The following is a 12,418-nucleotide window of genomic DNA, read 5'->3' as shown; positions in this document are numbered from 1 at the left end:
GTGGGAAAATTCTAACTGGAGGTAAAAGGATTTCAGATTCTTGTTATGAACCAACAGTAATAGTAAACCCAGCAGATGATGCACTGGTTTCAACAAAAGAAGTATTTGGACCAGTAGTGTGTATCTATTCTTACTCGGATATAGAAGACGCATTCGATAGAGCAAATGCCCTAGATGTATCTTTCCAAGCAGCAGTGTTTACAAAAAATCTAGATACGGCATTAAAAGCAGTAAAAAGATTAAATGGAACAGCAGTAATGGTAAATGATCATACAGCATTTAGAGTAGATTGGATGCCATTTGGAGGAGCGAAAGCATCAGGATTAGGATTAGGTGGGATACACCATTCAATGGAAGAGTGTACAAACGAGAAATTGATGGTAATAAAATCACCAGTATTGTAATTATTAAAATTAGAGATAAAGAAGGGGGAGGTGTAAATGCTTCCCCTTTTTTATTGGTTATTTGAATTATTTTTTATAACAATGTTCTGCTAAAAATGCACCGAATTTATTTTTAGTACCATGTTTATTAGATTTGCTTGAATAACCAGTTTCTACTGGATTACAATCATCAATCCAATACTCAATACCATAAATTTTTACATTTTCAAATCCTAATTTTTTGATAGACATTGCTTCAATTGCTGCTCTTGAAGCAGTATTACAAACTATGATGATATTTGGTTTGATGAATTTATTATTTTCATCAAGAACATGTAATGCTAAAGCTTTTTCTGGTGCTTGTCTTCCTATTCTAACACTTCCTGGAATATGTGCCCCCGCCCACTCTTCCATTGTTCTAACATCTGCTACTAACCAATCTTTTGATTTTAGAGCCTCTTTTACATCAGCTGCAGTTGCAAATGTACCATTTTTCTTAGCTTCTGCCTTAAGTTCTTTAGTTAATCCTTTATAACCAATGAACTCACTAGCAGTTAAACTTGTCATAGCAAGTAATAATGCACTAATCATTATTTTAATTTTCATAAATACTCCTTATGTTAAAGAAGAAAATATTATATGAAATAAAATTAAATTTCGATTAATATAATATAAGTAAAATTTATAATAAATATTTGATGAAAGCCTTTATATCTCTATTTCCTTATATGAGTATATGATAGAAAGTAAAAATCCTAAAAAGCTAAGAATAAATGTAAAAAAGAAGACATAATCATAAGAAAACAGAGTATCATAAATCCAGCCAGCTCCTACTGGACCTAAAATTTGTCCTATGGCAAAGATTAATGTTACTAGAGAGAAGACTTGAGCAGTTTTTTTCAATCCAAAAAATTCAGTACACAACATAGCTATCATTGTAGGAACACTCCAAACAGAAATAGCAAAGAAAAATATGGAGATAAATAAAACATATGTTGGACTGGGAAATATTAATATAAAAATAGAAAATGCTTGAAATCCAAATACTAAAATAATAGTTTTAAAAGTACCATATTTATCTGCAATAGCACCAAAGATAAAACCTCCGAAGATACATATAAAACCGAATATTGACCAAAATACACCTGATATTTGTGATGAAAGATGCCATTTTTCAATTGCTGCACTTACAAAAAATGTTACATATACAACATAACTAATTCCAAATAAGAAATATAGTGAAGCTATTTGCCAAAACTTTTTATTGTTTTTGTATTCATAAAATTTTGTATCAGATTTGACACTATTATCAACATTATAAGAGAGTAAATATTTTATAAAAATAGAGACAATAAATATTATAGCTGAGAAAATTAACCATGAAATTTTCCAAGATGAAACTTGATAAAGATTTTCTAAAAAAGGAACCAAAAATCCTGAAAATATTATAGCTACGCCATTACCACTAACAGCAATGCCTAAAGCTTTTCCTCTTATGTTTTGCGGTACAGCGTGTGAAATATAAACCATAATAGCAATATTTGCAATAGCTGCAAGAAAACCAGAGAAAAAGTAAAGTATAGAAATTAATAAATAGTTATTAGAAATAACCATCAATCCCATAAAAAGTGATTGAAGCAAGAGTAATCTGGAGATTAAAATTGGAGTTTTAAATTTAGAGTAAATTTTACTAGAAAAAATAATTCCTATAAAATAACCTGCAAAATTTGCACTACCGATAAATCCTATCAATGTAGTTGAAATATTTAAATCCATTTGCATATTTGGTAATATCATACCAAAAGCAAATCTTCCAAACCCTAAACATGATAGCAAAATAAGAAATGATGCTAAAAAGAGTTTGGAAAAAGATTTCATCAAATCTTAATGCCCTTTAGAAGGTCAATATAGTTTTTATAATGGATTTTTTTGATGTACAGATAAATATATGCAACAACAAGGATATTTATATGTATCATTGCATTTGCAAAATCAAAGAAAACAAAAAATATACCAGCAACAAGAATAAAAGCAGGATACATAAGTTTATTAAATGCAATTTGTTTTACATGTAATACTTCATATTCAGCAAGATTTTTAGAAATAAATTGTTTATCTTCTGGGGTTAATTTGTTTTGTTCTTCTAAATGGTATAGACCATCAATTACTGCAACTTTTTTCTTATAATTAATAAATCTAGCAATTATAATAACAATAATAATCACAGATATAATATTTGAAACAAGTTCTAGTGGGAAATTTCCGAACATATCTCTCCTTTGTTTTTCTAATAATACATTAAACATTATAAATATAACTAAAAATATAGTGCTGTATTAAATATATTTTTTTGTATAATAAGTTTTTATAAAGGATTTGTTTGGATACTACTTATATAGCACTTGGTGTTGGGTTGTTTTTGATTTGTCTTATTTTATATTATGTTTTTTTTATGACTAAAGAGGATTTTTATAAATATACACAAGATAATTTATATAATGTTCCTTGGAAATGGGAATGGAAGAAAAAAGATATTATAAATTTAAAGTGTCATTGCCCTAAATGCGATGAAGTATTGGTTTATGAAAATGATTTCTTATTACATAAAACTTACTTTTTATGTCCAGCTTGTGAGTCACAAAAAGCTGTAATTGGTGGTGGAGATAGTAAGTATGCCTTTAGTATAGTTAAAAGAGAAATCAACAGAAAAATCAGAACAAAAGAGTACAAAGAGTTAATATCTCATGTTTAGTGTTTTGAAATATTTTTTTATTTAAAAATATGATAGAATTAAAAAAAATTAGGAGCTGAATTTGGCTTATAATGAACATGCAACTTGTCCATGTGGAAGTAAAAAAAGTTATTTAAATTGTTGTAAAGTTTTTCATGATGGTAAAAATCCTGAAACTGCTTTAGAGTTAATGAAGTCAAGATTTACTGCTTTTGTGGTTGGAAATATTGATTATATAATTAATACTACCCATGAAGAAAATATAGAGTATTCAAGAGATAAAAGTAAGTGGAGAGATGATATCCAAGATGTTGTAAATTCTACAGATTTTAATAAACTTGAAATTATTGAGTTTATTGATGGTAGTGATGAAGCATTTGTTACATTTAAATTAGGTCTTAAACAAAAGGGACTAGATGTATCATTTATTGAGAAAAGTAAGTTTTTGAAAATAGATGGGAAATGGCTATATAGAAGTGGCGAATTTTTAGACGATTAGGACAGAATTGAAAATATTATTAGCCCCTGCAGAAACAAAAAATGAAGGTGGAGTAGAAAAACCATTTTCAAAAGAAAACTTTTTTTTACAGAAGAACTTCCCTTACAGAGAGGAAGTTTTTTCTAACTACGAAACTTATGTTCAATCTTTATCTTTAGAAGAACTATCAACTTGGTTTGGAATAAAAAGATTAGATGATGTAAAAAAATACCAAGAGAGTTTGAAAGATAAACCTACGATGAAAGCAATCCAAAGATACAATGGTGTAGCTTTTGATGCTTTGGAATACAATAAATTAGGTGAAAAAGAACAAGCTTACATAGATGATAATGTTATTTTATTTTCAAATCTTTTTGGTCCAATAAAAGCTTCAGATTTAATCCCAGATTATAAATATAAACAAGGTGCAAAACTTCCAAAGATAAATGTTGAAAAATTTTATAAAGATAGTTTTACATCTGATTTAGATGAATATATTGGTGATGAGATTGTTGATTTAAGAGCTGGCTTTTATGAAAAATTTTATACTCCTAAAAATGCCACTGTTATTACTTTAAAATTTTTAAAAGATGGTAAGGTAGTTTCCCATTGGGCTAAGCATTACAGAGGGATGGTTTTAAATACTTTAGCTAAAAAAAATGTACAATCATTATCAGAATTTATGAATACTGAAATACCAGGATTAAAGCTTGTTGAGATGCAAGAGAAAAAAGGGATTAAACTACTAATTATGGATATAGTTTAGTAAAGAATTAAATAGTTAATTCTTTACTTGGTTTTCCAAGATGGTACCCTTGAACATAATCAATTTCAATCTCTCTTAAAAACTCTAAAATCTCTTCATTTTCTACAAATTCAGCTATAGTTTTTACTTGTAACTCTTTTGCAAGTGCAACAATTGATTTAACAAAAGCTAAGTCTTTTTTGTCTTTATGAATATTTATAATAAAATCACCATCAATTTTTATATAATCAATCGGGAATTTTTTAATATAATGAAAAGTTGAAAAACCAGAACCAAAGTCATCTATAGCAAAACTAAAACCTTCTAGTTTAAGATTTTGTACAAATTTTTCTAGTAGTGAAAAGCTTTTAACAGTTTCTCTTTCTGTTATTTCAAAAACTATTTTATCTCTATCTATATTGTATTCGTAAGCTAGCTTAACAATTTTATTGATAAATTCACTTATTATAAGAGCTTTTGGAGAAAGATTTATAAATAAAATACCTTTATAATTTATCTCATTTATTTTTGCAAAAGCTTTTTCTATAACCATATAATCCATTTTATGCACAATTCCTAATGTTTCCGCTGTTTCTATAAATTTAGAAGCTGGCAATAAAGTATTATTTAGTTCGATTCTCATTAAGAGTTCATTGATTTCACAGATATTATTTTTTACATTTACTATTGGTTGAAAGTGTGGAATGATTTTTTCATTTTTTATAGCATTTAAGACAATCATTGATTTATCTTCTGCGTCTTTATGAATCTCTTTTAAGTCATCTTCATTTGGAAATTTTATAGAATTTTTACCCATAGTTTTTGCTTCATACATCATGGCATCAGCGATATTAAATAGTTCAACTGCATCTTTAGAGTGTTCTGGAAATATTGCCATTCCAATTGAGACTGTCATACTACATTTTGAACCATCGGGTGCTATTAACTCTAATTCTCCAATACTATCTAAAATTCTTTTTGCGACAGTATATGTTTCTTTTTCATCACTCTCTGGTAAAATTAGTGTAAATTCATCTCCTCCATATCTAGATAAGATATCTTCATCTCTTTTTGAGTTAGATAGTGTTTTCCCCAATGCTTTTAAAAATTCATCTCCAAAGCTATGTCCATGAGTATCATTGATTGGTTTAAAGTTATCACAATCAATAACTAATAATCCAAAGTGATAGTTATGTCTATCTGCTCTTTTTATTTCATATCCTAAAAGGTCTCTAAATACTCTTTGAGTAAATAGTGAAGTTAAAGGATCTCTTGTGGCATAAAATTCTAAGTTTTCTGTGTATTTATTTATTGCTTTTATTGAACCTACTAGATTTAATAAAGTTGTTAGAATTGAGTCAATCACAATTGATTGAATTGAATCTTTTTCAAGTTGAGATTGAATTCCTAATCCAACTATTCCACCTATTTTAGGCGTATCTAGAAGGATTGATTTAGCTTCATGACTTATATCTTCAATTGCCAAAGAGGTTAAACAGAAATTTTCATTTGTAAAATTGTGATTAATATCATAATCAAGTGCATCAAGTTTATGATGAGATTTAATCATATCTATTGCAACATTGTCAATATATTTAATAACTTCATCATTTGGTTTTCCCAACCAAAAAATTTCTATTTCATAAAACTCATCATTTGTTTTAAATATTGTAATTAGACAATGAACAGGTAAAACAATATTTATCTCGTGCAATAAGTCTTTTATATACTCTTTCCAGTCTCTAATTACATCAGATGTTATAATCATCTTATCCAATAATTTAACTTCAAATTCAAGTATATCTTTATCTACAGCAATATTTTTTAATTTGGTACTTAAATCGTTTAATCCAAGCATTATTTGATTAAATTCTTTAAAACTATTTTTTGAGATACTTACATCTAACTTTTTAAAATCTTTTACACTATTGATACCTTCAATCTTATTCTTAAAATTATTTATAGAGATATTTATCTTCTTTAATAAATTTCCTGAAATAAAAAAAGCAGAAAGTATCATAAAAGGTAAGATTATCAATGAAAAAAGAAAGTATTCATATCTTGTTTGCTCAATAAGAGAGCTAAAGTCATACTCTATTTTTACTGCACCTAGTACATCATTAACTTGTGAATTTGTATGACAAGCAAGACACTCTTGTTTTGCAAGAATTGGAGTTATGATTTTAGTTTTATTATCTTTTGACTGGGAGAATTCTTGTTTGTTATCAAATACTAATTGCACATTTTGAGTAATTTCACTTTGATTTATTTTTCCAAATAATTCTTCTACTTTATCAGAACGAAAGATGTCAATTTTATATGAAGACTCTTTAAATGAGTGTTTAATATTATTCATAAATTGGATTAATTCATCTCTACTCCACCCTTTTCTCATAACTTGATACATAGAATTAAAGATTTGATTTGATAAGGATTGAGATATTTTTTCATTTTCTGCAATAGCTAAATTTGTATGTATTGTTGATGAGAAAAAATAAAAAATAAGAAATAGTAAAATACTAATTGTTAGAATTGAGATTCGAAAATAATTTTTTAGTGTTTTTATCATAAATGGTTGTCTCTCTTAAAAGCATGTTAAATAAAAATCAAATTACTTGATAGTATTATAAAAATAGTTAAATCTTTCTTTCAGTTTTAATAAAAAATACAAAGATAAGCGACATAAGAGCAAAAATACTTGAATATAAAAATAAATACTCTCCATACAGCCATCCAGCAACTAATGCTCCAACAAATCCTCCAAGTCCATATGCAACTCCATACATAAATTGTTGAGCAAGTTTTTTATTTTCGTAAATTTTGTATAAATAAATGATTACTGCACTATGATATAGTCCAAATGAAAAGGCATGAATTGATTGAGTAAAAAATGTTAGATATAAATTATCTGGATATAAAAATAATAAAAGCCATCTAAGTGTTGTTGCTGCTATTGCAAACTTGATTATGTTTAATAAATTGTTCTTTAAAAGTGGCGCTTGATAATAAAACATTACAATTTCACAAATAACTCCAAATGACCAAAGGTATGAAGTTAGTTCTAAAGAGATATTATGTTCTGTTTCGTATATTGTAAAAAAGTTATAAAAGCCTCCAAAACTCATTTGCATAAAAAATAGACTTAACCAAAATGGCCAATACTCTAAGACAGAAAAGGGCTTTGAACTTATAGTCTCTTCATGGGGAACATCATATTTTAAAAGCATAAGAGAGAAGATAACAATTAAAATATTTATGCTTAGATAATAATGCAATGCAATTTGAGGTTCAGATAGAAATTTTGCTAAAACTAAGGCAATAACCATAAAACCAATAGAGCCATATAATCTTGATTTCCCATATTTCTCTTTTCCTAATTCTTTTAGTGCTATTACTTCTATATATGGCAAAATAAGACTAAGACAAACACCCAAAAGAGCATTATTTAACATAAATGTATAAAAATTATTTAGAGTGAAATAAAAGCCTATTGAAGATAATATTGATGTAAAAAGTGCAAGTTTGAATATCTTTTCGTCAAGTTTAATATGCTTTAAAAATAGAAATGGTGTTGCAAATCTCATTAATGGTGCAAGTGCGAAAATTATACCAATTTCAGATGGTGTATATCCAATATCATGTAATACTTTTGGCATAAAAATTATATATACAGCAACTGCTGCAAAATAAAAAAAGTAAAATGCTGATAAATTAAAGAAAAGCATTATTTATTAGAAGTATGAATTACAAGTGTATTTGATACAAGGTCTTGAAACGTTTTTTTATCTTTTCTAAAAAATGGTAAAAATGCTAGTACAATAGTCATTGCACTAAATATAAAACAAATGTATCTTAGAATTGCTTTGGGGAAAGATATTTTTTCTTTTGTTTTTGCATCGATTAGTTTTAAATTATAAGCTTTTAATCCTGGTGTTTGACCTTTTGCTATCCAAAATGTAATTATTATTAAACCATAAATAATAGATAGACTCCATCTAGCTTCTTCGCTTCCTTGAAAGTCATCTTTTCCATTCATAAAAATATAAGTTGTAGCATAGGCTAAAGGCATCATAATCATAAACATATCAACAATAAATGCCTTTATTCTTGCTGGAATAGATGTACAGATATTTGATTTCAAATCATCATTTTTAGAATGTTCAGATGGTAAGTCTTTTTTACCACCTTTAATATCTCTCCATCTACTCATTTGGAATTAGTTTCCTCTACTTCCAGGTTTATAAGCTTCGCTTCCCTCTTTACACATAGGACAATCATCAGGAGAATACATTTCAAATGTAAAATCATCTAATGCAAAAAGTGGTTTGTCAAGTGGTAATTTACAGCTATCTTTTGGTTCTAGGTCACTTCCAACTCTTGAACAAAAACCTCTGTTTGCTAATGCAGCATATGCAATAATTTCTCCGCCAGCATTTTCAATTTGATGTGCAGCTTCTAAAGCACTACCACCAGTAGTAATAATATCTTCACAGACAATATATTTTTCACCTTTTTCTACTTCAAAGCCTCTTCTTATAGTCATCTCTCCATCAACTCTTTCAGCGAAGATAAATCTTACATCAAGGGCAGTAGCTAGGGCAAATCCAGCAATTAAACCACCAAGAGCAGGTGAACAAACAGCATCAACTCTTAGTCCTGATTCTTTAATTTGTTTTGCTAACTCTTCTGCTAAAAGTTTTGCAGTTTTAGGATCTTCTAAAACCTTTGCTGATTGCAAGTAATATTTAGAGTGATTACCTGAACTTAATTTAAAATGTCCCTCTAATAGTGCATTTGCATCTTTATATATTTGTTCAACTACCATGATTAAACTTTTAATATTTCAGCTTCTTTTGCTTTAAAAGTATCATCTGCTTTTAATACATAAGAGTCTGTAATTTTTTGAATTTCATCTTGAGCTTTTTTGTTTTCATCATCAGTTATTTCTTTATCTTTATGAAGAACTTTAACTTTATCATTTGCATTTTTTCTAATATTTCTAATTGCTACTTTTGCGTTATCAGTCATACCTTTTGCTTGTTTTGCACTTTCATTTCTTTGCTCAACAGTCATTGGTGGGAAAAATAGTTTTATTATTTCACCATCATTGTTTGGATTAACACCGATGTTTGCATTTTGAATAGCTTTTTCAATTGGTCCTAGAAGATTTTTTTCCCAAGGATTTATTACAATTGTAGTTGCATCAGAAGCTAATACAGAACCAACTTGAGTTAATTCAGTAGGAGTACCATAATAATCAACTTTTACACCATCTAAAATAGCAGTACTTACTTTACCTGTTCTAAGTGTTTTGTAATCTCTTTTTAATGCTTCTATTGCATGTTCCATTTTTTCTTTTGTTTCTGAATAAATCTCATTTATCATTATTTCTCCTTTTGATTTATTAAATTTGGCTATTATACCATTTATTATTTACTATTATTAATTGTAATGAGTTTTTGATAAGAAGTGCTCTTTTTATATTACAAAAGAACACTTTATTATCTTTTTTATTAAAAGAAGAAATAGCCATTTGAAAAAAATCTTTCATTTAGGCTACTTCAAATCAACTACTTTGTAGTTGGTACCGTTGGTACAGCTGGCGCAGTAGGAAGTGCTGGTGTTGGAGCTATTGGCGCTTGAGGTGCTTCAGGAGTTGCTGGAATTAAACTCTCTGTTTTCACATTGTCAACTGCACTTTTTTGTCTATTTTCATTATATAAGTATCCTAAAAATAGAGTATTTAAAACAAAAACTAATCCTAAAATCATAGTTGCTTTTGTTAAAAAGTTCCCAGGACCTTTTGCTCCAAATAAAGATTCGTTGCTTCCGCTATAAGCACCTAATCCCATACTTGAACTTTTTTGAAGTAAGATAGAAATTGTTAATAGTACTGCTAAAATAAATTGAACTACTAAAAGTGTTGATGTCATAATTTTATTCCTTTGAAAAAATGGTAGGTATTTTATCCAAAATTTATTAAAAAAAAGTTAAGATTCGCTTATGTCCGTAAAAAATGAATTTTCAAAATATGCAAATCAATACAATTCATACAACATCATACAACAAATTGTCGCAAAATCTATCATTAGAGATATAAAAGATGAACCAAAAAGAATTTTAGAATTAGGTTGTGGTTCTGGACAGATTATAAAACATATTTCTTGGGAATATGATTATTATAAAGCAATAGATTTTTCACAAAGTATGTGTGACCTTCACCCAAAAGCAGAAAATATAGATGTACTATGTTTTGATTTTGATAGCGAAGCTTTTATTGATAATATAAAAAATGATAATTACGACTGCATTATCTCTTCTTCTGCATTACAATGGTCTAAGGATTTAAGTAAAATTGTAAAAGCCTTAAGTTCAATCTCTCCAAAGATTTTTGCAGTACTATTTACTTCTAATACTTTTAAAACAATTCAAACTATTACCAATAATAAATCACCAATTTTAGATGAAGAGTCAATTAAAGAGGCTTTTTTAAGGCATTGTGACTGTGAATTTGAAACTATAAAATATAATTTAGAATTTGATAATAAGAAAAAACTTTTTGATTATATAAAAAAATCAGGTGTTAGTGGAGGAAAATCTCTAAGTTTTAAAGATGCCAAAAAACTTTATAAAGAGTACGATTTAAACTATTTAGAGTTTGAAGTTATATTTGTTAAAGCTTTTTCTAAATCATAAAGTTCATATCTTATATATTTAAAAACTTCACTATTATTATTTGATTCTAGTTTACAAACTTCTTCAAGCACTCTAGAACTTTCTTGAGCCCTTTTAAAATTTGCAATTAAAATAGAGTTTAAGTTATCTCTACTTTGCTCTGATGGAGTAGATTTTTTTAATATATCATTTTTTATATCTCTTGAATTTAAAAGTTTGTCATAGATATCTATTCTTGATTTGTGTCTTAAATCTTTAAGTTTTGAAGCTATTTCTTTATTATTGTAAACATATCTAAAGATATCTTCAACAACTCTAATCCCCTCTCTTAGGCGATTTAAATTTGCATCAATAAGTCTTAATTCAGTATTGTTCATATTTGAAGGAACTAACTCCCAAGGGAGTTAGCTATTAGTCATCACTACTATTAAAAATACCAAGTATTTGTAGTAATGAAATAAATAGATTAAAGAAATCTAAGTATAAAGCAATTGCTGCTTCAATTGGAGTTGAAAACCCACCTTTAATAATTTGTTGTGTATCATAAAGAATAAACGCTGAAAATAATAGCGCTCCAACCATCGCAATACCAAGTTGTAATAATGGTGCTTGAATGAAAATATTAGAAATTGAACCTACTACTAATATAATAAGTGCAATAAACAACATTTTACCCATACCAGAAAAATCTCTTTTAGTAGTAAGTGCGAACATTGAAATTCCACCAAAAGCAACTGAAGTCATTAAAAATGCTTGTGCTACAATTGATGCACCTGCAGGCATTGCAAATACAGATGCAAGTAATGGAGTAATTGTTAAACCACTTACAAAAGTAAATCCAAATAAAACTGCTAAATTAATTCCAGGTTTATTTTTAACTGCAAATAAACCAAATAGCAGTACGAATTCTAATATTACTAATCCCCAATACCAACTTGCTATTGTAGAAACCATATCTAAACCAATATAAGCTCCAGCAGTTGCAGCAAGTAATGAACCCGCAAACAATTGATATGTTGCTTTTAAAAAGCTCATTAATTCAACTTTTGATGTTTCTTGCGTATATTGTTGAGTTGTATCTTTATGAGATAAATAATCTCTATTGTACATTCTATATTCCTTTATATGTATTTTATATATACAGTGTAATTCTAATATGTAAAGCTTAATAATATCTTTAAGTTTAATAATTAACTCTAATACATAATTAATAAGTGTTAAATATGGCTAAATACATATAATATATATAACAAAAATACGAATTAAAAAATTTTCCAAAATTTAAGCCAACATTAAAGAAAACCTCTTGACAAAGATAAAAAAACCTATTATAATTCCCGTCCAATTTGAGTGACAGAAGGTCACGAAGGGTTGAGTTCTTTAACAAACTACGGTTTAAAGAAGTA

The 12,418-nt window shown here is 27.6% G+C and carries 17 protein-coding genes; 5 read left to right on the top strand and 12 right to left on the bottom strand.

Annotation, left to right across the window (positions count from 1 at the left end; genetic code table 11):
* The coding region (locus ACQY5W_RS12745) for an aldehyde dehydrogenase family protein (RefSeq protein WP_428025353.1) at positions 1 to 404 on the top strand (404 nt) is incomplete at its 5' end.
* A gap of 66 nt (positions 405 to 470) precedes the next feature.
* Here the strand turns inward: ACQY5W_RS12745 and ACQY5W_RS12740 are convergent.
* From ACQY5W_RS12740 to ACQY5W_RS12730, 3 genes are all read right to left on the bottom strand, one after another.
* The gene (locus tag ACQY5W_RS12740) at positions 471 to 989 is read right to left on the bottom strand and encodes a rhodanese-like domain-containing protein (RefSeq protein ID WP_428025352.1); all 519 of its coding nucleotides are present in this window, start codon (positions 987 to 989) and stop codon (positions 471 to 473) included.
* A 102-nt stretch (positions 990 to 1,091) separates the two neighbouring features.
* Positions 1,092 to 2,261, bottom strand: coding sequence for a YbfB/YjiJ family MFS transporter (locus ACQY5W_RS12735; protein WP_428025351.1), 1,170 nt, complete (start codon positions 2,259 to 2,261; stop codon positions 1,092 to 1,094).
* On the bottom strand, positions 2,261 to 2,653 hold the full coding sequence (locus ACQY5W_RS12730; protein WP_428025350.1) for a hypothetical protein: 393 nt from the start codon (positions 2,651 to 2,653) through the stop codon (positions 2,261 to 2,263). Before ACQY5W_RS12730 ends, ACQY5W_RS12735 begins: the two co-directional genes overlap by 1 nt.
* 110 nt (positions 2,654 to 2,763) lie before the next feature.
* Here ACQY5W_RS12730 and ACQY5W_RS12725 point away from each other — a divergent pair, with 110 nt between their 5' ends.
* The 3 genes from ACQY5W_RS12725 to ACQY5W_RS12715 all read left to right on the top strand — a co-directional run bounded on the left by ACQY5W_RS12725 (position 2,764) and on the right by ACQY5W_RS12715 (position 4,358).
* Positions 2,764 to 3,135 (top strand): hypothetical protein, encoded by a 372-nt coding sequence (locus ACQY5W_RS12725; RefSeq protein ID WP_428025349.1) that lies wholly within the window; start codon positions 2,764 to 2,766, stop codon positions 3,133 to 3,135.
* A gap of 61 nt (positions 3,136 to 3,196) precedes the next feature.
* A complete protein-coding gene (locus ACQY5W_RS12720) occupies positions 3,197 to 3,613 on the top strand; it encodes a YchJ family protein (protein WP_428025348.1) in 417 nt (138 codons plus the stop codon).
* Between the two features lie 7 nt (positions 3,614 to 3,620).
* Complete coding sequence (locus tag ACQY5W_RS12715; protein WP_428025347.1) at positions 3,621 to 4,358, top strand: YaaA family protein; 738 nt, start codon at positions 3,621 to 3,623, stop codon at positions 4,356 to 4,358.
* A 7-nt stretch (positions 4,359 to 4,365) separates the two neighbouring features.
* Here ACQY5W_RS12715 and ACQY5W_RS12710 read toward each other — a convergent pair whose 3' ends face one another.
* From ACQY5W_RS12710 to secG, 7 genes are all read right to left on the bottom strand, one after another.
* Positions 4,366 to 6,906, bottom strand: a complete 2,541-nt coding sequence (locus ACQY5W_RS12710; protein WP_428025346.1) for an EAL domain-containing protein — start codon at positions 6,904 to 6,906, stop codon at positions 4,366 to 4,368.
* 67 nt (positions 6,907 to 6,973) lie between these two features.
* Entirely contained in the window at positions 6,974 to 8,062 is a 1,089-nt protein-coding gene (locus ACQY5W_RS12705; protein ID WP_428025345.1) for an MFS transporter, read from the bottom strand.
* On the bottom strand, positions 8,062 to 8,547 hold the full coding sequence (locus ACQY5W_RS12700) for an RDD family protein (RefSeq protein WP_428025344.1): 486 nt from the start codon (positions 8,545 to 8,547) through the stop codon (positions 8,062 to 8,064). Before ACQY5W_RS12700 ends, ACQY5W_RS12705 begins: the two co-directional genes overlap by 1 nt.
* A gap of 6 nt (positions 8,548 to 8,553) precedes the next feature.
* Positions 8,554 to 9,162, bottom strand: coding sequence for an orotate phosphoribosyltransferase (gene pyrE / locus ACQY5W_RS12695; protein ID WP_428025343.1), 609 nt, complete (start codon positions 9,160 to 9,162; stop codon positions 8,554 to 8,556).
* Positions 9,163 to 9,164: 2 nt separating this feature from the next.
* Positions 9,165 to 9,722 carry a ribosome recycling factor gene (gene frr, locus ACQY5W_RS12690; protein ID WP_428025342.1) on the bottom strand — a complete coding sequence of 186 codons (558 nt, stop codon included), beginning with the start codon at positions 9,720 to 9,722 and terminating at the stop codon, positions 9,165 to 9,167.
* Positions 9,723 to 9,741: 19 nt separating this feature from the next.
* Positions 9,742 to 9,888 (bottom strand): hypothetical protein, encoded by a 147-nt coding sequence (locus tag ACQY5W_RS12685; protein ID WP_428025341.1) that lies wholly within the window; start codon positions 9,886 to 9,888, stop codon positions 9,742 to 9,744.
* Positions 9,889 to 9,907: 19 nt separating this feature from the next.
* The gene (gene secG, locus ACQY5W_RS12680) at positions 9,908 to 10,270 is read right to left on the bottom strand and encodes a preprotein translocase subunit SecG (protein ID WP_428025340.1); all 363 of its coding nucleotides are present in this window, start codon (positions 10,268 to 10,270) and stop codon (positions 9,908 to 9,910) included.
* 70 nt (positions 10,271 to 10,340) lie between these two features.
* Here secG and ACQY5W_RS12675 point away from each other — a divergent pair, with 70 nt between their 5' ends.
* Positions 10,341 to 11,033, top strand: coding sequence for a methyltransferase (locus ACQY5W_RS12675; protein WP_428025339.1), 693 nt, complete (start codon positions 10,341 to 10,343; stop codon positions 11,031 to 11,033).
* Here ACQY5W_RS12675 and ACQY5W_RS12670 read toward each other — a convergent pair.
* Both ACQY5W_RS12670 and ACQY5W_RS12665 read right to left on the bottom strand, forming a co-directional pair.
* Positions 10,985 to 11,389, bottom strand: coding sequence for a thiamine-phosphate pyrophosphorylase (locus ACQY5W_RS12670; protein WP_428025338.1), 405 nt, complete (start codon positions 11,387 to 11,389; stop codon positions 10,985 to 10,987). The genes ACQY5W_RS12675 and ACQY5W_RS12670 overlap by 49 nt on opposite strands.
* A 34-nt stretch (positions 11,390 to 11,423) precedes the next feature.
* Positions 11,424 to 12,122, bottom strand: coding sequence for a Bax inhibitor-1/YccA family protein (locus tag ACQY5W_RS12665; protein ID WP_428025337.1), 699 nt, complete (start codon positions 12,120 to 12,122; stop codon positions 11,424 to 11,426).
* Positions 12,123 to 12,418: the final 296 nt, after the last annotated feature.

Origin of the sequence: Arcobacter sp., assembly GCF_050300555.1 — a bacterium.
Taxonomy (GTDB): Bacteria; Campylobacterota; Campylobacteria; order Campylobacterales; family Arcobacteraceae; genus Arcobacter.
The sequence above is the reverse complement of the archived record's forward strand: the minus strand, read 5'-3'. Positions and strand labels throughout refer to the sequence as shown.

Coding starts and splice junctions, on each gene's coding strand:
- pyrE (WP_428025343.1), bottom strand. CDS start 9,162: ATGGTAGTTGAACAAATATATAAAGATGCAAATGCACTATTAGAGGGA.
- frr (WP_428025342.1), bottom strand. CDS start 9,722: ATGATAAATGAGATTTATTCAGAAACAAAAGAAAAAATGGAACATGCA.
- ACQY5W_RS12700 (WP_428025344.1), bottom strand. CDS start 8,547: ATGAGTAGATGGAGAGATATTAAAGGTGGTAAAAAAGACTTACCATCT.
- ACQY5W_RS12685 (WP_428025341.1), bottom strand. CDS start 9,888: ATGAAAGATTTTTTTCAAATGGCTATTTCTTCTTTTAATAAAAAAGAT.
- ACQY5W_RS12665 (WP_428025337.1), bottom strand. CDS start 12,122: ATGTACAATAGAGATTATTTATCTCATAAAGATACAACTCAACAATAT.
- ACQY5W_RS12705 (WP_428025345.1), bottom strand. CDS start 8,062: ATGCTTTTCTTTAATTTATCAGCATTTTACTTTTTTTATTTTGCAGCA.
- secG (WP_428025340.1), bottom strand. CDS start 10,270: ATGACATCAACACTTTTAGTAGTTCAATTTATTTTAGCAGTACTATTA.
- ACQY5W_RS12670 (WP_428025338.1), bottom strand. CDS start 11,389: ATGAACAATACTGAATTAAGACTTATTGATGCAAATTTAAATCGCCTA.
- ACQY5W_RS12675 (WP_428025339.1), top strand. CDS start 10,341: ATGTCCGTAAAAAATGAATTTTCAAAATATGCAAATCAATACAATTCA.
- ACQY5W_RS12740 (WP_428025352.1), bottom strand. CDS start 989: ATGAAAATTAAAATAATGATTAGTGCATTATTACTTGCTATGACAAGT.
- ACQY5W_RS12735 (WP_428025351.1), bottom strand. CDS start 2,261: ATGAAATCTTTTTCCAAACTCTTTTTAGCATCATTTCTTATTTTGCTA.
- ACQY5W_RS12730 (WP_428025350.1), bottom strand. CDS start 2,653: ATGTTCGGAAATTTCCCACTAGAACTTGTTTCAAATATTATATCTGTG.
- ACQY5W_RS12710 (WP_428025346.1), bottom strand. CDS start 6,906: ATGATAAAAACACTAAAAAATTATTTTCGAATCTCAATTCTAACAATT.